22 protein-coding genes are annotated in these 15,579 nt (G+C 73.9%); 9 read left to right on the top strand and 13 right to left on the bottom strand.

What is annotated here, in order from left to right:
- The first annotated feature begins 36 nt into the window (after positions 1 to 36).
- A complete protein-coding gene (locus ACK8OX_RS23000) occupies positions 37 to 1,005 on the top strand; it encodes a Bug family tripartite tricarboxylate transporter substrate binding protein (protein ID WP_430666605.1) in 969 nt (322 codons plus the stop codon).
- 65 nt (positions 1,006 to 1,070) lie between these two features.
- Here the strand turns inward: ACK8OX_RS23000 and phnE (ACK8OX_RS22995) are convergent, their stop codons facing one another.
- Genes phnE (ACK8OX_RS22995) through phnC form a run of 4 tightly spaced genes read right to left on the bottom strand, consistent with a single transcriptional unit; the run spans position 1,071 to position 4,647 of the window.
- Positions 1,071 to 1,919: a phosphonate ABC transporter, permease protein PhnE gene (gene phnE, locus ACK8OX_RS22995; RefSeq protein ID WP_430666604.1), complete on the bottom strand. Its 849-nt coding sequence runs from the start codon at positions 1,917 to 1,919 to the stop codon at positions 1,071 to 1,073.
- On the bottom strand, positions 1,916 to 2,809 hold the full coding sequence (phnE, locus tag ACK8OX_RS22990) for a phosphonate ABC transporter, permease protein PhnE (protein ID WP_430666603.1): 894 nt from the start codon (positions 2,807 to 2,809) through the stop codon (positions 1,916 to 1,918). Before phnE (ACK8OX_RS22990) ends, phnE (ACK8OX_RS22995) begins: the two co-directional genes overlap by 4 nt.
- The gene (phnD, locus tag ACK8OX_RS22985; protein ID WP_430666602.1) at positions 2,806 to 3,759 is read right to left on the bottom strand and encodes a phosphate/phosphite/phosphonate ABC transporter substrate-binding protein; all 954 of its coding nucleotides are present in this window, start codon (positions 3,757 to 3,759) and stop codon (positions 2,806 to 2,808) included. Before phnD ends, phnE (ACK8OX_RS22990) begins: the two co-directional genes overlap by 4 nt.
- A 54-nt stretch (positions 3,760 to 3,813) precedes the next feature.
- Positions 3,814 to 4,647: a phosphonate ABC transporter ATP-binding protein gene (gene phnC / locus ACK8OX_RS22980; protein ID WP_430666601.1), complete on the bottom strand. Its 834-nt coding sequence runs from the start codon at positions 4,645 to 4,647 to the stop codon at positions 3,814 to 3,816.
- A 152-nt stretch (positions 4,648 to 4,799) separates the two neighbouring features.
- On the opposite strand from phnC, the gene ACK8OX_RS22975 reads away from it, so the two are divergent.
- Positions 4,800 to 5,132, top strand: a complete 333-nt coding sequence (locus ACK8OX_RS22975; protein ID WP_430666600.1) for an NIPSNAP family protein — start codon at positions 4,800 to 4,802, stop codon at positions 5,130 to 5,132.
- A 21-nt stretch (positions 5,133 to 5,153) separates the two neighbouring features.
- Here ACK8OX_RS22975 and fliP read toward each other — a convergent pair whose 3' ends face one another.
- From fliP to flgF, 9 genes are all read right to left on the bottom strand, one after another.
- Positions 5,154 to 5,894 carry a flagellar type III secretion system pore protein FliP gene (gene fliP, locus ACK8OX_RS22970; RefSeq protein WP_430666599.1) on the bottom strand — a complete coding sequence of 247 codons (741 nt, stop codon included), beginning with the start codon at positions 5,892 to 5,894 and terminating at the stop codon, positions 5,154 to 5,156.
- Positions 5,894 to 6,157, bottom strand: coding sequence for a flagellar biosynthetic protein FliO (locus ACK8OX_RS22965; RefSeq protein ID WP_430666598.1), 264 nt, complete (start codon positions 6,155 to 6,157; stop codon positions 5,894 to 5,896). The genes fliP and ACK8OX_RS22965 overlap by 1 nt, the downstream gene beginning before the upstream one ends.
- Before the next feature lie 125 nt (positions 6,158 to 6,282).
- The gene (locus ACK8OX_RS22960; RefSeq protein ID WP_430666597.1) at positions 6,283 to 6,663 is read right to left on the bottom strand and encodes a hypothetical protein; all 381 of its coding nucleotides are present in this window, start codon (positions 6,661 to 6,663) and stop codon (positions 6,283 to 6,285) included.
- The gene (locus ACK8OX_RS22955) at positions 6,660 to 6,962 is read right to left on the bottom strand and encodes a rod-binding protein (RefSeq protein ID WP_430666596.1); all 303 of its coding nucleotides are present in this window, start codon (positions 6,960 to 6,962) and stop codon (positions 6,660 to 6,662) included. The genes ACK8OX_RS22960 and ACK8OX_RS22955 overlap by 4 nt, the downstream gene beginning before the upstream one ends.
- A gap of 2 nt (positions 6,963 to 6,964) precedes the next feature.
- The gene (locus ACK8OX_RS22950; RefSeq protein WP_430666595.1) at positions 6,965 to 8,071 is read right to left on the bottom strand and encodes a flagellar basal body P-ring protein FlgI; all 1,107 of its coding nucleotides are present in this window, start codon (positions 8,069 to 8,071) and stop codon (positions 6,965 to 6,967) included.
- Positions 8,072 to 8,076: 5 nt separating this feature from the next.
- Positions 8,077 to 8,799, bottom strand: coding sequence for a flagellar basal body L-ring protein FlgH (gene flgH, locus ACK8OX_RS22945; RefSeq protein ID WP_430666594.1), 723 nt, complete (start codon positions 8,797 to 8,799; stop codon positions 8,077 to 8,079).
- Positions 8,796 to 9,779 (bottom strand): flagellar basal body P-ring formation chaperone FlgA, encoded by a 984-nt coding sequence (flgA, locus tag ACK8OX_RS22940; RefSeq protein WP_430666593.1) that lies wholly within the window; start codon positions 9,777 to 9,779, stop codon positions 8,796 to 8,798. The genes flgH and flgA overlap by 4 nt, the downstream gene beginning before the upstream one ends.
- A 5-nt stretch (positions 9,780 to 9,784) precedes the next feature.
- Positions 9,785 to 10,570 (bottom strand): flagellar basal-body rod protein FlgG, encoded by a 786-nt coding sequence (flgG, locus tag ACK8OX_RS22935; protein WP_430666592.1) that lies wholly within the window; start codon positions 10,568 to 10,570, stop codon positions 9,785 to 9,787.
- Between the two features lie 20 nt (positions 10,571 to 10,590).
- Positions 10,591 to 11,334 (bottom strand): flagellar basal-body rod protein FlgF, encoded by a 744-nt coding sequence (gene flgF / locus ACK8OX_RS22930; RefSeq protein WP_430666591.1) that lies wholly within the window; start codon positions 11,332 to 11,334, stop codon positions 10,591 to 10,593.
- Positions 11,335 to 11,552: 218 nt separating this feature from the next.
- Between flgF and ACK8OX_RS22925 the strand changes: the two genes are divergently transcribed.
- Genes ACK8OX_RS22925 through ACK8OX_RS22895 form a run of 7 tightly spaced genes read left to right on the top strand, consistent with a single transcriptional unit; the run spans position 11,553 to position 15,578 of the window.
- Positions 11,553 to 12,041: a flagellar basal body-associated FliL family protein gene (locus ACK8OX_RS22925; RefSeq protein WP_430666590.1), complete on the top strand. Its 489-nt coding sequence runs from the start codon at positions 11,553 to 11,555 to the stop codon at positions 12,039 to 12,041.
- Positions 12,038 to 13,138 (top strand): flagellar motor switch protein FliM, encoded by a 1,101-nt coding sequence (gene fliM / locus ACK8OX_RS22920; RefSeq protein WP_430666589.1) that lies wholly within the window; start codon positions 12,038 to 12,040, stop codon positions 13,136 to 13,138. The genes ACK8OX_RS22925 and fliM overlap by 4 nt, the downstream gene beginning before the upstream one ends.
- Entirely contained in the window at positions 13,135 to 13,563 is a 429-nt protein-coding gene (locus tag ACK8OX_RS22915) for a DUF6468 domain-containing protein (RefSeq protein WP_430666588.1), read from the top strand. Before fliM ends, ACK8OX_RS22915 begins: the two co-directional genes overlap by 4 nt.
- Positions 13,560 to 14,198 carry a MotE family protein gene (locus tag ACK8OX_RS22910; RefSeq protein WP_430666587.1) on the top strand — a complete coding sequence of 213 codons (639 nt, stop codon included), beginning with the start codon at positions 13,560 to 13,562 and terminating at the stop codon, positions 14,196 to 14,198. Before ACK8OX_RS22915 ends, ACK8OX_RS22910 begins: the two co-directional genes overlap by 4 nt.
- 32 nt (positions 14,199 to 14,230) lie before the next feature.
- A complete protein-coding gene (locus ACK8OX_RS22905; RefSeq protein ID WP_430666586.1) occupies positions 14,231 to 14,617 on the top strand; it encodes a chemotaxis response regulator CheY in 387 nt (128 codons plus the stop codon).
- Positions 14,610 to 15,128, top strand: coding sequence for a protein phosphatase CheZ (locus ACK8OX_RS22900; protein WP_430666585.1), 519 nt, complete (start codon positions 14,610 to 14,612; stop codon positions 15,126 to 15,128). The genes ACK8OX_RS22905 and ACK8OX_RS22900 overlap by 8 nt, the downstream gene beginning before the upstream one ends.
- Before the next feature lie 12 nt (positions 15,129 to 15,140).
- Complete coding sequence (locus ACK8OX_RS22895) at positions 15,141 to 15,578, top strand: hypothetical protein (RefSeq protein WP_430666584.1); 438 nt, start codon at positions 15,141 to 15,143, stop codon at positions 15,576 to 15,578.
- The last annotated feature ends 1 nt before the right edge of the window (position 15,579 follow it).

Here is a 15,579-nt window from a genome sequence, read left to right as displayed (position 1 = left end):
CATCCTCCCCGGCAAGACATGTCGGGGAGGAAGACCATGCCCACACGCCGTATCCTGGTGGCGGCGGCCGGCGCGGCGGCGCTGCCGCTGCCCGCCTTCGCGCAGGCCTATCCCACGCGGCCGGTCAGCATGCTGGTCGGCTTCGCGCCGGGCGGCGGGACGGACATCATCGCCCGCCTGATCCAGCCGCAGCTGCAGGAGGAACTCGGCCAGCCTATCGCGATCGAGAACCGGGCCGGCGGGTCGGGCACCATCGCCGCGGCGCAGAACGCCCGCGGCCGGCCGGACGGCTACCAGATGCTGATGACGACGGTCAGCGCCTCGGCCGTCGTGCCGCCGACGATGACGCCGCCGCCCTTCGACATCCTCCGCGACCAGACCGCGGTGGTGCTGGCCGGCACGGTGCCGCTGGTGGCGGTGGTGCCGCTCAGCTCCCCCGCCCAGACCTTCCGGCAGTTCCTGGACCACGCGAAGGCCAATCCGGGGAAGCTCAACTACTCCTCCTCCGGCGTGGCCACGCAGCAGCACCTGGCGGCGGAGGCGCTGTCCCACGAGGCCGGGCTGCAGATGCAGCACATCCCCTTCCGCGGCACCGGCCAGGCGGTGAACGAGATCCTGGCCGGTCGCATCGACATCGCCATCGACACGCTGCCCACCTACCTGCCGCATATCCGCCAGGGCCGCGTGCGCGCGCTGGCCACCACGCTGCCGCGGCGCGTGGACTGGCTGCCGGATGTGCCGACGGTGGCCGAGCACGGCTTCCCCGACTTCGACGCGGCGGTCTGGTACATGGTGATGGGCCCGCCCGGCCTGCCGGAGCCGATCATCCAGCGATGGGTCACGGCGGTGAACAAGGTGCTGTCCGAACCCGGCCTGCGCCAGCGCGTGGTGGATGCCGGCTTCATCCCCGGCGGCGGGTCCAGCGCGGATGCGGCGGCGCTGCTGCGGCGGGATGCGGAGAAATACGCGGCGCTGATCCGCCGCGCCAACATCCGCATCGAATAGCCCGCGGCCGGGCCGGCGCCCGGCGGCGTGGATGGGGCACCCTCCACGCCGCCACCGGCGCGGCATCAATGCCCGGCGGCACCCTCCCGCCGGCCGATGAGGCGGGAGCGCACGCGGGCCGAGAGAAGGTCGATCGCGGCGACCGTCAGCAGCAGCAGGATGATGATGAAGGCCACCTCGTCCCAGGCGCGGATGCGGATGCGCTCGGCGATGGAAAGCCCGATGCCGCCCGCGCCGACGATGCCGAGCACGGAGGCCGAACGCGTGTTGCTCTCCACGAAGTAGAGCGCCTGCGCCAGCATCACCGGGAAGACCTGCGGCAGCAGGCCGAAGCGCACCACCAGCGACGGCGTCGCGCCCACCGCGCGCAGCCCCTCCACCTGGCGCCGCTCCGCATTCTCGATGGCTTCCGCGTAGAGCTTGGCCAGCACCGCGATGTCCGCCACCGCGATGGCCAGCACGCCGGCCAGCGGGCCGAGGCCGACCGCGCGCACGAAGACCAGCGCCCAGATCAGCTGGTCCACGCCGCGGAACCCGTCGAACAGCCGCCGGAGCGAGAAGTGGAACAGCGCGTTCGTCACCACGTTGCCCGCGCCGAGGAAGCCGAGCGGCACCGCCAGCAGGGCCGCCACGAAGGTCCCGAGGAAGGCCATCGCGACCGTCTGGGAGAGCGAGGCCGCGATCTCGTCCCAGTGCTCGCCCGGGGAGGGCGGGAACATCAGCCCGACGATGACGCCGAGATTGCCGAGACCGCCCGCGATGCGCGCGGGCGTGATGTCGAACCAGACGCAGCAGGCGGCGATCCAGGCGACCAGCAGCAGCCACCCGCCCCAGCGCAGCGCGCGCCGCCGCCAGGGCACGGCGAAGGCGGCGGGCACCCGCGCGCGGGCCAGCGCCACCTGTTCGGGCGTCATGCGCGGCCCCCTTCGGTCAGCCCGCGGCGCAGGCGTTCGGACAGCAGGTCGATCATGGCGACGGTGACGATGATCAGCACGACGATGGCGCTGATCTCCTCGTAGTAGTTCTGCGCGATCACGGCGTAGAGTTCCTGCCCGATGCCGCCCGCGCCGACGAAGCCGATCACGCTCGCGCCCCGCACGTTGATCTCGAACCGCAGGATCGCGTAGCTCAGGAAGTTCGGCGCGACCTGCGGCAGGACGCCGTAGCGCACGCGTTGCAGCCAGTTGCCGCCCGCGCAGGTCACGCCATCGGCCGCGCCGAGGTCGGTGTTCTCCACCACCTCCGCGAACAGCTTGCCGAGCGCGCCGACGGTGTGCAGCGCGATGGCGAGGATGCCGGCCAGCGGGCCGATGCCGAAGGCCCAGACGAAGATCAGCGCATAGACGATCTCCGGCACGGTGCGGCAGGCTTCCAGCAGGCGGCGGATGCCGGCCGCGAGCCAGGGGCGCGTGGCCAGGTTGCGGGCGGCGAGGAAGGACAGCGCGAAGGCCGCCGCCGCGCCCGACAGGGTCGCGAAGGCGGCGATGTTCGCCGTCTCCAGCAGCAGCAGCGCCCACTGGTCGAGCCGGTAGAACCAGTAGGCCAGCGACCCTTCCTGGTCGGTCCAGGCGAACAGGTGGCGCCATTGCAGCTGCGGCAGGGTCTGGGCGAAATATTCGCCGAAGCGCGGCAGGCCCTGCGCCAGCTTCGCGGGGCTGACCTCGCTGACCCAGGCCGAGGCCAGCAGCGCCAGCAGCAGCAGCGCGCCGTACAGGATGGTCGCGCGCCGGCGCTGCGCCAGCAGGCCCGCGCGGCGGCGTTCGAAGGCCGCGACGGCGGGGGAGGCGAGGGCGGCTGCGGTCATCGCGCGCGGCGGGCCGCGGCTTCGGCGCGGGCCATGGCGATGACCGGCTCGAACATCGCGTGGTCCGCGGCGGCGTAGCCGGCCGCCGTGCCGCGCTCGATCTGGCGGAAGATGTCGGGATGGGCGGCGGGCAGGGCCAGCATGAAGGCGCGCATGTCGTCGCGGAAGGCCTGCGGCAGGTCGCGCCGTGCGGCCGTGGGCCCGTTCGGGATCGGACGCGACCGCCAGATGATGCGGAGGTCCGACATCGCCAGCATGCCCTTGTCCACCATGGCGCGCAGCGCGCCGCGGCTGTAGCCGCGGGCCTGTTCGCCGACGCCCGATGCCCAGGTGACGCCGCCGTCGTATTGCCGGTTCAGCACGGCGACCACCGCCTGCTCATGCCCGCCCGCGAAGCCGGTGCGGCCGAAGAAGCGGTCGGTGTCGATCCCCGCCTCCCGCAGCTCCGACCGGGGGACGAGGAAGCCGGAGGTGGAGTTGGGGTCCGCCCAGGCCAGGCTGCGGCCGCGCATCTGCGCGAGGTCGGTGATGCCGGAATCGGCGCGGACATACATCACGGCGAGATAGGCGGTGGTGCCATCCGCGTCGCGCGCCACCACCAGCGGCTCGATGTTGCCCTGCGTGTCGAGCCAGATGCGCGCATAGGGCAGCGGCCCCATGGTCGCGACCTCCAGCTGCCTCGCGGCGAAGCCCTGCATCACGCCCGCGTAGTCGCCGGCGGGGAAGACGCGGGCGGGCACGCCGAAATGGCTTTCGACCAGCGCGCGATAGGCGCCGAAGCGGGCCAGGCGGTCGGCCTCGTTCTCGCCGCCGAGCAGGCCGATGCGGATCTCCCGCACCTCCGACGCCCAGGGGCGGCGGCCGGCGGGCGGCATGGCGGGCGCCTGTGCGGAGGCGGGGGCGAGGGGGGCCGCGGCGAGCAGGGCGCCGAGGCGGCGTCGGGTCAGCATGGGTCGGTCCTCACGGTCGGGTTGTGTCGGTCGACCGGGCCGGCCCGGGGCGATTCAGGCCGGCACGGGCGCCGCACCCGCCACGCGCGGCTTCACCGCGGCGGGGGTCGCGGTGGGGTCGGCGCTCTCCTCGAACTCGTCCTCGGAGACGCCGTAGATCTCCTGCACCCGCGCGCCGGTCAGGTCGCCCGGCGTGCCGTCGAACATGATGCGCCCGGCCTGCATCGCGACGATGCGGTCGCAGCAGGCGCGCGCGGTGTTCAGGTGGTGCAGGTTGCACAGCACGGTGATCCCGTCCTCGCGGTTCACCTGGCGCAGCGCGTCCATCACGGTGCGGGCGTTGCGCGGGTCGAGGCTGGCGATGGGTTCGTCCGCCAGCAGGAACCTCGGCTCCTGCAGCAGCGCGCGGCAGATGGCGACCCGCTGCTGCTGCCCGCCCGACAGCGTGTCGGCGCGTTGCAGCGCGATGTCGGCCAGGTCGAAGCGGTCGAGGCAGGCGACCGCCATCGCCCGCTCCTCCGCCGTGAACATCCCGAGCAGGGAGGTGAGCGTGGCGAAGGGACCGGTGCGGTGGTTCAGCCGCCCGACCAGCACATTGGTCAGCACATCCAGCCGCTGCACCAGGTTGAACTGCTGGAAGATCATCGCGCAGTCGGTCCGCCAGCGCCGCAGCGCCGCGCCGCGCAGCGCGGTGACGTCCCGCCCGTCGTGCAGGATGCGGCCTTCCGACGGCTCGGTCAGGCGGTTGACCATCCGCAGCAGCGTGGACTTGCCCGCGCCGGACCGGCCGATGATGCCCACCATCTGGCCGTCGGGGATGGCCAGCGTCACCCTGTCCACCGCCGTCACGGTCCCGAAGCGCCGCGTCAGCCCTTGAAGCTCCAGCATCCCGCCGTCCTTCCGCGAATGGGGCTCTACATGCCTGTGGTGACGTATCGATGACGCGCCGGTGACGTCCAGGTTTTAGTTGCGCCCGCCCCGGCTTCCGCGCCGCCGCGCGGCCTGCGATCCTTCGTCCCGCCGCATACCGGGAGGGACGGATGATCGTCGACCTGCGCATCTACACCACGCTGCCGAACCGGCTGCCGGAGTTCGTCGCGCTCTACGAGGCGAAGGCCTGGCCGCTCCAGCTGAAATACCTGGAGAACTGCCTCGGCTGGTACACCACCGTGGAGGGGGAGCTGAACACGGTGGTCCACATGTGGGGCTATGCCGACCAGGGCGACCGCGAACGCCGCCGCGCCGCCATGGCGGCCGACCCGGCCTGGGGCGATTACCTGCGGGAGGCGGGGGAGCGCGGGCTGCTGATCCGGATGCAGAACCGCATCCTGAAGCCGACCGCCTTCTTCGAGGCGCGCCGGGCCGGCCGGTAGCGCCCGGCCGGGGAGGGGGGTTCACCCCCCTCCCGTCGCGAAGCCCTGCACCAGGCTGCCGGAGACCAGGCGCCAGCCATCGACCAGCACGAAGAAGACCAGCTTGAAGGGCAGCGACACGGCGGGTGGCGGCAGCATCATCATGCCGAGGCCCATCAGCACGCTCGCCACCACCAGGTCGATCACCAGGAAGGGCAGGAACAGCAGGAAGCCGATCTCGAAGGCGCGGCGCAGTTCGCCCACCATGAAGGCGGGCACGAGGGCGCGCCACGGCACCGGCTCCGCCGCGCCCGGCTGGGGCAGGTTGGCAAGGTCGAGGAACAGCGCCAGGTCCGCGTCGCGCGCATGCGCCGCCATGAAGGTGCGGAAGGGCTCCGCCGCTGCCTGCAGGCCGGCGATCTCCGCGATGCGGCCTTCCGACATGGGCTGCAGCCCCTGCACCCAGGACTGTTCCAGCACCGGCTGCATGACGAACCAGGTGAGGAACAGCGCCAGCCCGATCAGCACCGGGTTGGGCGGCACGCCCGGCGCACCGATCGCGCTGCGCAGCAGCGACAGCACGATGGCGATGCGGGCGAAGGCGGTCGCCATCACCAGCAGCGAGGGCGCGAGCGAGAGCAGCCCGATCAGCGCCGTCAGCTGCACCAGCCGCGCGGTGGACCCCGCGCCGCCCGCGCCCATGTCGATGCTGACGCTCTGCGCCAGAGCCGCGCCGGGCAGCAACAGGAAGATGGCCAGGACCAGGGGAAGGCGGCGACGCATCACGCGGTCCCCCCCGGCAGCGGCAGCACCACGTCCTGCCCGCCGCCGGTGACGACGAGGAACTGCCGGTCGTCGCAGCGCAGCAGCAGGGCGCGCCGGCGCGCATCGAGGGGCAGCGCCTCCACCACCGCGAGCCGGCGCCCCGCGCCGCCGCCCGTGCCCGGGGCCAGGCGCAGCCGCTTCGCCACCTGCCCGACCAGGACGATGAGGCCGAGCACGGCCGCGAGCGCGCCGACCGCGGTGCCGATCGTTGCGGAATCCATTCGGCGCAGCCTCCTGCCGGTGCCGTGACCGGGGCTGCGGCATCCTGCCGCGCGCGGACCGGTCGGGCGGCAGGGAAGCGGGGCGGCCTTGCGCCGGTCTTAACCGGGGGCGGCAAGGCCCCCTTTCAGGCGCGCAGCGAGAAGGCGACCGGCCCCGCGCCGCGCATCGCCGGGCGCGCATAGCCGGGCATCTCGCCGCCCGGCGGGCAGATGGCGGCGCGGGCGATCGCCTCCACCACCCGCCCCTGCAGGGCCATGGCGCGTTCGAGCGCGCCGCGGTTGGCGGCGATGGCGCTGCGCAGGCGGTCGAGCGGCAGGGCGAGCCGGCGGTCCCCCGCTTCATCCCCGGCCAGACGGTCGCGCGCGGCGACGAAGGCCTCGATGGCAAGCTGCTTGGCAGTGCCGAGGGCCGCCGCCCCGCGCAGGTCGCCTGCCGCCAGCGCCCGCGTCTCCGCCGCCAGCGCGGCTTCGAGGGCGGCGATCTCCGCCTCGATCGGGTGGGTCATCGCCCGCCCCTCGACAGGTCGCGCTCGATCGCGGCGGCGAGGCCGAGGCCGCCGTTCCGCGCGATGGCGTTGCCGATCTCCTGCACCAGCATCGGGCGCCACTGCGCTTCCCCCGCGCCGCCGGTGAAGGGGCCCTTGCTGGACAGCCCCTGGAACATCGGCTGGAGCATGGCGCCGAGCACCTGGCCCTCGAATTGCTGCGCCATGCGGCGCCGCGCTTCCGGCGTGTCGGCCGCGCCGGCGCGGGGGGTGGCGGCGGCCGCGGCGGGGGGGGCTGCGGGGGGACGGATCTCGGGCATGGTCAGCGCACCTCCAGCTCGGCCTGCAATGCGCCGGCTGCCTTGATGGTCTGCAGGATGGAGATCATGTCGCGCGGGCCGACGCCGAGGCTGTTCAGCCCCCGCACCAGCTCCTGCAGGGTGGTGCCGCCGCGCAGCACCCCCATGCGGCGCTCGTTCTGGTCGTCCACCTCGATATTCGTGCGGGGGACCACCGCGGTCTGGCCGTTCGACAGCGGCGCGGGCTGGCTGACCTGCGGCGCCTCGGTGACGCGGATGGTCAGGTTGCCCTGGGCGATCGCCACCGTGCTGATCCGCACATTGGCGCCCATCACGATGGTGCCGGACGCCTCCTCGATCACCACGCGCGCGGCCTGGTCGGGCTCGATCCGCAGCTGCTCGATCTCGGCGGCCATGCCCACCGCGTCGCGGCCGGCGAGGCTGACGGTGACGGTGCGCGGGTCGGTCGCCACGGCGCTGTTGCCGGGGGCGAAGCGGTTCACCGCCGCGGCGACGCGCCGCGCCGTCGTCAGGTCCGGGTTGCGCAGCGACAGGCGCAGCTGCTGGCGGGCGGCGAAGGCGTAGGGGGCCTCGCGCTCCACGATGGCGCCGTTGGCGATGCGCCCGGCGGTCGGCACGCCGCGCGTCACGCTGCCCGCCGCGCCGCGGGCGGCGACCGCGCCGGTGGCCAGCGCGCCCTGCGCGACCGCATAGACCTCCCCATCCGCGCCGAGCAGGGGGGTGACCACCAGCGTCCCGCCGGTGAGATTGCTGGCGTCCCCGAGGGAGGACACCGTCACGTCGATCCGGCTGCCGGTGCGGGTGAAGGCGGGCAGGTTGGCGGTGACCATCACGGCCGCGACGTTGCGGGTATCGAGCTGGCGTTCCTGGTCGCGCGTGTTGATGCCGAGCCGTTCCAGCACGCCGATCAGCGACTGCCGCGTGAAGACCGCGCTGCGCAGCCGGTCGCCGGTGCCGTTCAGCCCGACCACCAGCCCGTAGCCCACCAGCTGGTTGTCGCGCACGCCTTCGATGTCCGCGATGTCCTTGATGCGGACGCTGCCCTGGGACTGCGCGAGCGCCGGTCCGGCGAGCAGCAGCGCGAGGAGGAGGAGGAGAAGGGGGCGCATGGCGGTCAGAACGGCAGCACGATGTCGAGCAGCTGCTGCCCGTAGCGCGGCTGCTGCACGTCGCTGACCGTGCCGCGCCCGCCATAGGCGATCCGCGCCTCGGCCAGGCGGTCGTGCTTCACGGTGTTGTCGCTGGCGATGTCCTGCGGGCGGATGATGCCGCTGACCTGGAGGTCGCGCATCTCCGCGTTCACCCGCACCTGCTGCCGCCCGGCGACCACCAAGTTGCCGTTCGGCAGGGTCTGGGTGACGGTGGCGGCGACGCGCAGCGTCACCGTCTCGGTCCGCTGGATCGCGCCCTCGCCGCGGCTCGAACTGTCCGACGATCCCTCCATCAGGCGCGAGGGGTCGATGCCGCCCGGCAGCAGCCGCGCATAGCTGCTCTCGAGCCCGAGGAGGCGCGGCAGGCCCATGCCCTCGGTGTTGGCGCGGGTGCGCTCGGTGCTGTTGTTCAGCTGCGCCCGGTCCTCGATCTGCACCAGCACGGTCACCAGGTCGCCGACCTGCGCGGCGCGCTGGTCGCGCAGGAAGGTGCGGCTGCCGGCGCGCCACAGCGAATTCGCCTCCGTCGGCGCCGCCTGCGCCGCCGGCATCGGCATGGAGATCGGCCGCCCGGCCGGGTTCTCGATGGCGGCGAGCTGCGGCCCGCGGCCGATCTCCGACAGGCGTTCGGCCGCGCCGCAGGCCGCGAGCGCGAGCAGCGGCAGCAGGGCGAGGCGAGGGATCATGGCTGCACGTCCCGGCGCGCGCCGCGCGCCACGAGGTTCGGGGGAAGGGCGGAGGCGGGCGCGGGGCCGATGGCGCGCAGCCGCCCGCCCTCCAGCACCTCGGCCAGCACGATGCCGCCGGTGGCGAGGTTCAGCACGGGGATGGTGCGGCCGGGAAAGCCGTCCTCCAGCGCGCGGCCCTGCGCGGTCAGCGACAGGCCGGGGGCATCGTACTGCAGCGTCACGGTGGCGTCCCGCGCGACGGCCGCGGCCGCCGCCACGTCGCCCATCGCAACCGGCTGGCCCGCGGCCATGGCGCGGCGCAGCCGCTGGCCGACCACCGGGCGCGGGTCCTCCGCCGTGCCGGGGCGGATGCGCTCCACCGGCAGGCGTTCCAGCTGCACGTCGCCGGGGCGCACCACCTCTCCCGCGCGGATCGCGCGGGTGGCGACCAGCACGTCGCGCATCGCAACCGCCCGGCCGGCGATGCGCTGGCGGAAGGTGGGCATCCCTTCCGCCACGATGACGAGGGTGGCGGCGAAGCGGCGCGTCGGCGCATCCCAGCTCGCCCCGTCCACCGCCACGCGCGGCTCCGGCGCGTTGGCGGGCAGGACGGGCGGCTGGAAGCCCGGGATGTCGAGGTCGAGCGCGGGGTCGGCGCCGAGCGCGACGAGCTCCGCCCGCAGCGGCTCCAGCGCCTCCTCCCGCCGCATCGCCCGGCCGGGGCGTTCCACCACCACACGCTCGTCGCCGGCCAGCGGCCGCCAGGCCAGGCCGTAGTCCCGCGCGATGGCGGCCAGCTGCGGCGCCTCCACCACGAAGCGCCGGCCGGGGGCGGGGGCGGGGCCGAGCGTCGCGTCGGCGCGCGGGCCGGCATCGTCGAAGATGTCGCCGAGCGTGACGGTGCCCCCCTCCACCACCGCCTGGGCGCGCAGCCGCGGACCCTGCGCCAGCGCCGGCGCGGCGAGCAGGAGCCCGAGGAGGAGGAGGGTGGCGCGCATGGCGGTCAGCGCATCCGCGTCAGGGTCGACATCATCTCGTCGCCCGCGGTGATGACGCGGCTGTTCATCTCGTAGGCGCGCTGCGCGGTGATCAGGTTCGTGATCTCCTGCACCACGTTGACGTTGCTCTGCTCCAGGAAGCCCTGCATCACCTGGCCGAAGCCGACCGCGCCCGGCGCGCCGAGCTGCGCCTGGCCCGAGGCGGGGGTGGCGAGGAACAGGTTGTCGCCCACCGCCTCCAGCCCGCCCTCGTTGGCGAAGATCGCGACCTGGATCTGGCCGACATTCTGCGGCTGCACCTGGCCGTCGAGCTTGGCCAGCACCTCGCCCGCCGCGTTGATCGTCACGTCGCGCGCGGCGGCGGGGACGGTGATGCCGCCGCCGACGGGGAAGCCGTCCGCGGTGACGATCACGCCTTCCGGGCTGAGCCCGAAGGCGCCGGCGCGGGTGTAGGCAGTTTCGCCCGAGGGCATGGTGATCGGGAAGTAGCCGTTGCCGCGCACCGCCAGGTCGAAGCGGTTCTCGGTCTGGGTCAGGCTGCCCTGTTCGGCGATGCGGTACACCGCCGCGGTGCGCACGCCGAGCCCGATCTGCGCGCCCGACGGCAGCACCGTGCCCTGGTCCGAGCTCTGCGATCCGGCGCGGCGCAGGTTCTGGTAGATGAGGTCCTGGAATTCGGCGCGGCGGCGCTTGTAGCCGGTCGTGCCCATGTTCGCGATGTTGTTCGAGATGACCTCGACATTGGTCTGCTGGGCCTGCAGGCCGGTGGCGGCGATGTTGAGCGCGCGCATGGATCGTCTTCCCCTTCGTCTCAGCGGCGGCGCAGGATGCGGTCGACGGCGGAGCCGAGACGCTCGGCCTCCTTCTCGACGAACTGCGCGGCGAATTCGAATTCACGCATCCCGGCGGTCAGCCGCGTCAGCTCCGCGATGGGGCGGACGTTGCTCTCCTCCACCGCGCCCTGCACCACGGCGGGCTGCGCCACGGGCTGCGGCTCCTGCTCGGGCGGGGCGGCGAAGTTGCGCTCGCCCTCGGCGAGCAGGCGCTGCGGGTCCTCGAAGCGGACCACGCGCAGCCGGCCGATCGGGCCGGACTCGCTCAGCACGGTGCCGTCGCCCTTCACCTCGATGCGGACATCGCCGGGCGGCAGCGTCAGCGGCTGCCCGCCCTCGCCCAGCACGGCGTTGCCGCCGGCATCGACGATGCGGCTGTCGGGCGACAGGGTGAAGCGGCCGGCGCGGGTGAAGCGCTCCCCGGCCGGCGTCTGAAGGGCGAAGAACCCCTCCCCCGGCAGGGCGAGGTCGAGGGGGTTGCCGGTCTGCTGCAGGGCGCCCGGGGTGAAGTCCCGCCAGGTCGCGCGGTCCTCGGTGAAGGCGAGGTCGCGGCCGCCGGACGGCACCGCGGCGCGGCCCTGGGGGGAAAGGTGGGCGGCGAAGACGGTCTGGCTGGCGCGGAAGCCGGGGGTGCCGGCATTGGCGATGTTGGCGGCCAGCACGTCCGTCGCGCGGCGCTGCGCCGCCAGGCGGGACAGGACGACATAGCCGGGCGTGTCCATCGTGCATCCTCATCGGCAACTGCGACCGGCGCGGGCATCGCAACCGCCGTGCCAGTCCGTCGCGGCGCGGAAGGCCCTGCGGTCGCGGCGCGTCCTGCGCCGCCGGTCCCGATCTAGTCGGCACTTGTTGCCGGGAGCTTGCGGCGCTTCGTGCCGGGCAAGAGGCCGTTAACGGCCGGACCATAGACCGGCACGGCGATCCAGGATGGAGGACACCCGTGACCGAGGCCGCACCGGAGCCGAAGGAGGCCTCGGCGAAGAAGGGTGGCAAGCGCCTGCTGCTGATCGGCGCCGCGGCCGTGCTGCTGCTGGGCGGCGGCGGGGTCGGCGCCGCCTGGTTCCTCCACCTGCCCCCCTTCTCCGCCCCCGCCCCGGTCGCCCAGGCCGAGGCGCCGGCCGGCCCGCCGGTCTTCGTGGACATCCCCGACATCGTCGCCAACCTCAACGCTTCCGGCCGCCGGCAGGTCTTCGTGCGGCTGCGCGCCAAGGTCGAGGCGCCGCGCCCCGCCGATGCGGCCGCCGTGCAGGCCGCCATGCCGCGCCTGCTCGACATGTTCACCACCTACCTGCGCGAGACGCGGCCCGAGGAGCTGCGCGGCAGCGCCGGCACCCAGCGCCTGCGGGAGGAGCTGCTGGCCCGCGCCAACATCGCCACCCGCCCCGGCGCGGTGACCGACATCCTCTTCGTCGAGCTGGTCGTGCAATGAGCGAGACCGCCGAGATGGACGACTGGGGCGCCGCCCTGGCCGAGGCCGCGGCCCCCGTCATCGCGGAGCTGGCGCCGGCGCCCCCCGTCTCCCCCATCGAGGGCGCGCGGGTGCTGAACCAGGCCGAGATCGACAGCCTCCTCGGCGTCGCCGGCGGTCCGGGCGGCGAGGAGCAGGGCGGCAGCGGGATGGAGCGCGTGATCTCCCGCGGGCTCGTCTCCTACGAACGCCTGCCGATGCTGGAGATCGTGTTCGACCGGCTGGTGCGGATCCTGTCGACCACGCTGCGCAACTTCACCTCCGACAACGTGGAGGTGTCGATCGACGGCATCTCCTCCCTGCGCTTCGGGGACTACCTGAACTCCATCCCGCTGCCCGCCATGCTGGCGGTGTTCAAGGCGGAGGAGTGGGACAACTACGGCCTCGTCGTCGTCGACAGCTCGCTGATCTACGCGGTCGTCGACGTGCTGCTCGGCGGGCGGCGCGGGACCTCCGCCATGCGGATCGAGGGCCGGCCCTACACGACGATCGAGCGCACGCTGGTCGAGCGGCTGATCGGCGTCGTGCTCGACGACCTCTCGGACGCCTTCGCGCCGCTGTCGAAGGTGCGCTTCCGCTTCGAGCGGCTGGAGGTGAACCCCCGCTTCGCCGTCATCTCGCGCAATTCCAACGCCGCCGTGCTGGCGCGGCTGCGGGTCGACATGGAGAACCGCGGCGGCGAGGTGCAGCTGCTGCTGCCCTACGCCACGCTGGAGCCGGTGCGCGAGCTGCTGCTGCAGCAGTTCATGGGCGAGAAGTTCGGCCGCGACAGCATCTGGGAGATCCACCTGGCCGAGGAGCTGCGCCAGACCGGCGTCGCGCTCGACGTGGTGCTGGACGAGCAGACGATGTCGCTGGCCGACGTGCTGCGGCTGAAGGTGGGCGACCGGGTGGTGCTGAGCGTCGGGCCCGGTGCGCCGGTGACGCTGCGCTGCGGCGACATCCCGCTGTTCCAGGGCCAGGTCGGCCGCCGCAACGGCAGGATGGCCGTGAAGATCGACCGCGCCCTGCCGCGCGGCGCCGCGCAGCACGGCAACGGGGCGGAGGGCGCGCGATGAGCCTGGCCGTGCTGCAATGGGCCGTGGAGGCGCTGCTGCTGGTCGCGCTCGCGGCCGCCCTGCCTGCCGCCTTCCGCCTGGAGCGGGCGCTGGCCGCGCTGAAGCGCGACCGCGGGCAGCTTTCCGACAGCGCCCGCGGCTTCGCCGAGGCGACGCGCGAGGCGGAGGCGGCGATCGCCCGGCTGCGCGCCACCGCCGACGGCGCGGGGCGCAGCGTGGCCGAACAGGTCCGCATCGCCTCCGCCCTGCGCGAGGACCTGCGCTTCCTCACCGAACGCGCCGAGCAGATGGCGGAGCGGCTGGACAGCGGCGTGCGGACCGCGCGGCCGGCGGCCGACCCCGCCCTGGCAGCCGCCGCCCCGCTGCCGCGCGCGCGCGCCGAGGCCGACCTGCTGCGGGCGCTGCGCCGGGGACGGGGCGAATGAGCGCGACCGCGACGCTGCGCGCCCTGCTGCTGGCGGCCGCCCTGCTGGCGGGACTGAAGGCGGTGTCGCTGGTGCGGGACTTCCCCGGCCTGCCCGCGGGCCTGCCGCCGGTGTCCTCCCCGGCCATGGCATCCGCCCCCACGCCGCCGCCCGCCCCCGCACCGGCCGCCCCCCCACCGGCCCCCGCACCGGCCGCCGCGCCCGCCCCTGCGCCCGCGCCCGCGGCCGAGCCCACCGAGGCGGTGGCCGCCGCGCTCCGCGCCCGGCGCGAGGCGCTGGAGGAGCGCGAGCGCGTGACGCAGCTGCGCGAGGCGGTGCTGGTCGCCACCGAACGCCGCATGGCCGCCCGGATCGAGGAGCTCGCGGCCCTGCAGCAGCGCCTGGAGCGCGCCGAGACCGCGGCGCGCGAGCGCGAGGACGCGCATTGGCGCAGCCTTGCGAAACTCTACGAGACGATGCGCCCGCGAGAGGCCGCGGCGGTGTTCAACGAGCTCGACCTGCCCGTGCTGGCGCAGGTCGTGGACCGGATGAACGACCGCAAGGCCGCGCCGATCCTGGGCGCCATGCAACCCGACCGCGTGCGGCAGCTCACCCTCGAGCTGGCCCGGATGCGTGCCGGCCGCGCCCCCGCCTGAATGCACCACGCCCGAACGAAGGACAGGACCCCGTGAGCTTCGACCGCAGCCTCAAGGTGCTCGTCGTGGACGACTACAAGACCATGACGCGCATCATCCGCAACCTGCTGAAGCAGATCGACATCAACGACAGCGACGAGGCCGCCGACGGGCACGAGGCGCTGGCCAAGCTGCGCGCGGGCCACTTCCACCTGGTCATCAGCGACTGGAACATGCAGCCGATGACCGGGCTCGACCTGCTGAAGGAAGTGCGGTCCGACGCCCGGCTGAAGGACATGCCCTTCATCATGGTCACCGCCGAGAGCAAGACGGAGAACGTGGTCGCCGCCAAGCAGGCCGGCGTCTCCAACTACATCGTCAAGCCCTTCAACGCCGAGACGCTGCGCGAGAAGATCACGAAGGTGCTCGGCCATGGCTGACGCCGGACGCGCCGCGGCGCAGCCCGGCGCCGACCTCGAATCCACCGTCGCGACCCTGATGGCGGAGCTCGACACGCTCGGCCGCATCATCGCCGATGCGCGCGCCGAGGTCGCCGCGCTGCGCGGCGACGAGGGGGAGGGGCCGGACATCCCCTCCGCCACCGACGAGCTCGCGGCGATCGTGGCGCACACCGCGCAGGCGACGCACGAGATCATCGATTCCTGCGAGAAGCTGGAACAGGTGACGGCGAAGCTGGACGCGGAACATGCCACGCCGCTGGAAGGCGCCATAACGCGCATCTACGAGGCCTGCTCCTTCCAGGACATCACCGGCCAGCGCATCGCGAAGGTGGTGGCCGCGCTGCAGAAGATCGAGCGGCGGATCGTGAAGGCCCGCCAGGGGCTTCCGGCCCGCCCCGTGGCGCCGCCCCCGCCGCCGTCGCTGCTGAACGGCCCGCAGCTGCCCGGCGCCGGGATCAGCCAGTCGGCCATCGACGCCCTGTTCGACTGAGAGGAGGCCGCGATGCCCCCGATGCGCCCGGCGGCGCTGCTCTGCGCCGCCTTCCTCGCCTTCGCCGCGCCCGCCATGGCGCAACCGGCGGAGGCGCCTCGCATCGGGATCCGCACCGGGGTGCATCCCGGCTTCACCCGCATCGTCTTCGACTGGCCGCAGCCGGTGCGCTACAGCGTCGTGCAGCAGGGCGAGGCGGTGGAGATCCGCTTCGACAGCCCCGCCGCGCTGGACGGCGCCCCGCTTTCCCGCCCGCTGCGCAACCTCCGCACGATGGAGCGCCTGGCGGACGGCGTGCTGCTGGCGCTGCGGCCGGGCGTGCAGGTGCGCCACCTGACCGTGGGGACGCGGGTCGCGGTGGACCTGCTCGACCCCGCCCCGCCGCGCGCCGCGGCGCCGGCCGCGCCGCGCCCGCGCCGCGGATGTCGAGGTCGTGGGAGGCGAGCGTGAA

Origin of the sequence: Falsiroseomonas sp. CW058, assembly GCF_050563535.1 — a bacterium.
GTDB lineage: Bacteria > Pseudomonadota > Alphaproteobacteria > Acetobacterales > Acetobacteraceae > Falsiroseomonas.
This window is presented reverse-complemented; position numbering and strand designations above follow the sequence as displayed.

Bases quoted from the DNA above. Each gene is read 5' to 3' on its own strand.
- flgA (WP_430666593.1), bottom strand. From the start codon at position 9,779: ATGCGCGCCACCCTCCTCCTCCTCGGGCTCCTGCTCGCCGCGCCGGCG.
- fliM (WP_430666589.1), top strand. From the start codon at position 12,038: ATGAGCGAGACCGCCGAGATGGACGACTGGGGCGCCGCCCTGGCCGAG.
- ACK8OX_RS22960 (WP_430666597.1), bottom strand. From the start codon at position 6,663: ATGACCCACCCGATCGAGGCGGAGATCGCCGCCCTCGAAGCCGCGCTG.
- ACK8OX_RS22955 (WP_430666596.1), bottom strand. From the start codon at position 6,962: ATGCCCGAGATCCGTCCCCCCGCAGCCCCCCCCGCCGCGGCCGCCGCC.
- phnC (WP_430666601.1), bottom strand. From the start codon at position 4,647: ATGCTGGAGCTTCAAGGGCTGACGCGGCGCTTCGGGACCGTGACGGCG.
- ACK8OX_RS22950 (WP_430666595.1), bottom strand. From the start codon at position 8,071: ATGCGCCCCCTTCTCCTCCTCCTCCTCGCGCTGCTGCTCGCCGGACCG.
- flgF (WP_430666591.1), bottom strand. From the start codon at position 11,334: ATGGACACGCCCGGCTATGTCGTCCTGTCCCGCCTGGCGGCGCAGCGC.
- flgG (WP_430666592.1), bottom strand. From the start codon at position 10,570: ATGCGCGCGCTCAACATCGCCGCCACCGGCCTGCAGGCCCAGCAGACC.
- phnE (WP_430666604.1), bottom strand. From the start codon at position 1,919: ATGACGCCCGAACAGGTGGCGCTGGCCCGCGCGCGGGTGCCCGCCGCC.
- ACK8OX_RS22900 (WP_430666585.1), top strand. From the start codon at position 14,610: ATGGCTGACGCCGGACGCGCCGCGGCGCAGCCCGGCGCCGACCTCGAA.
- ACK8OX_RS22965 (WP_430666598.1), bottom strand. From the start codon at position 6,157: ATGGATTCCGCAACGATCGGCACCGCGGTCGGCGCGCTCGCGGCCGTG.
- phnE (WP_430666603.1), bottom strand. From the start codon at position 2,809: ATGACCGCAGCCGCCCTCGCCTCCCCCGCCGTCGCGGCCTTCGAACGC.
- flgH (WP_430666594.1), bottom strand. From the start codon at position 8,799: ATGATCCCTCGCCTCGCCCTGCTGCCGCTGCTCGCGCTCGCGGCCTGC.
- ACK8OX_RS22915 (WP_430666588.1), top strand. From the start codon at position 13,135: ATGAGCCTGGCCGTGCTGCAATGGGCCGTGGAGGCGCTGCTGCTGGTC.
- phnD (WP_430666602.1), bottom strand. From the start codon at position 3,759: ATGCTGACCCGACGCCGCCTCGGCGCCCTGCTCGCCGCGGCCCCCCTC.
- ACK8OX_RS22895 (WP_430666584.1), top strand. From the start codon at position 15,141: ATGCCCCCGATGCGCCCGGCGGCGCTGCTCTGCGCCGCCTTCCTCGCC.
- ACK8OX_RS22910 (WP_430666587.1), top strand. From the start codon at position 13,560: ATGAGCGCGACCGCGACGCTGCGCGCCCTGCTGCTGGCGGCCGCCCTG.
- ACK8OX_RS22975 (WP_430666600.1), top strand. From the start codon at position 4,800: ATGATCGTCGACCTGCGCATCTACACCACGCTGCCGAACCGGCTGCCG.
- fliP (WP_430666599.1), bottom strand. From the start codon at position 5,894: ATGCGTCGCCGCCTTCCCCTGGTCCTGGCCATCTTCCTGTTGCTGCCC.
- ACK8OX_RS23000 (WP_430666605.1), top strand. From the start codon at position 37: ATGCCCACACGCCGTATCCTGGTGGCGGCGGCCGGCGCGGCGGCGCTG.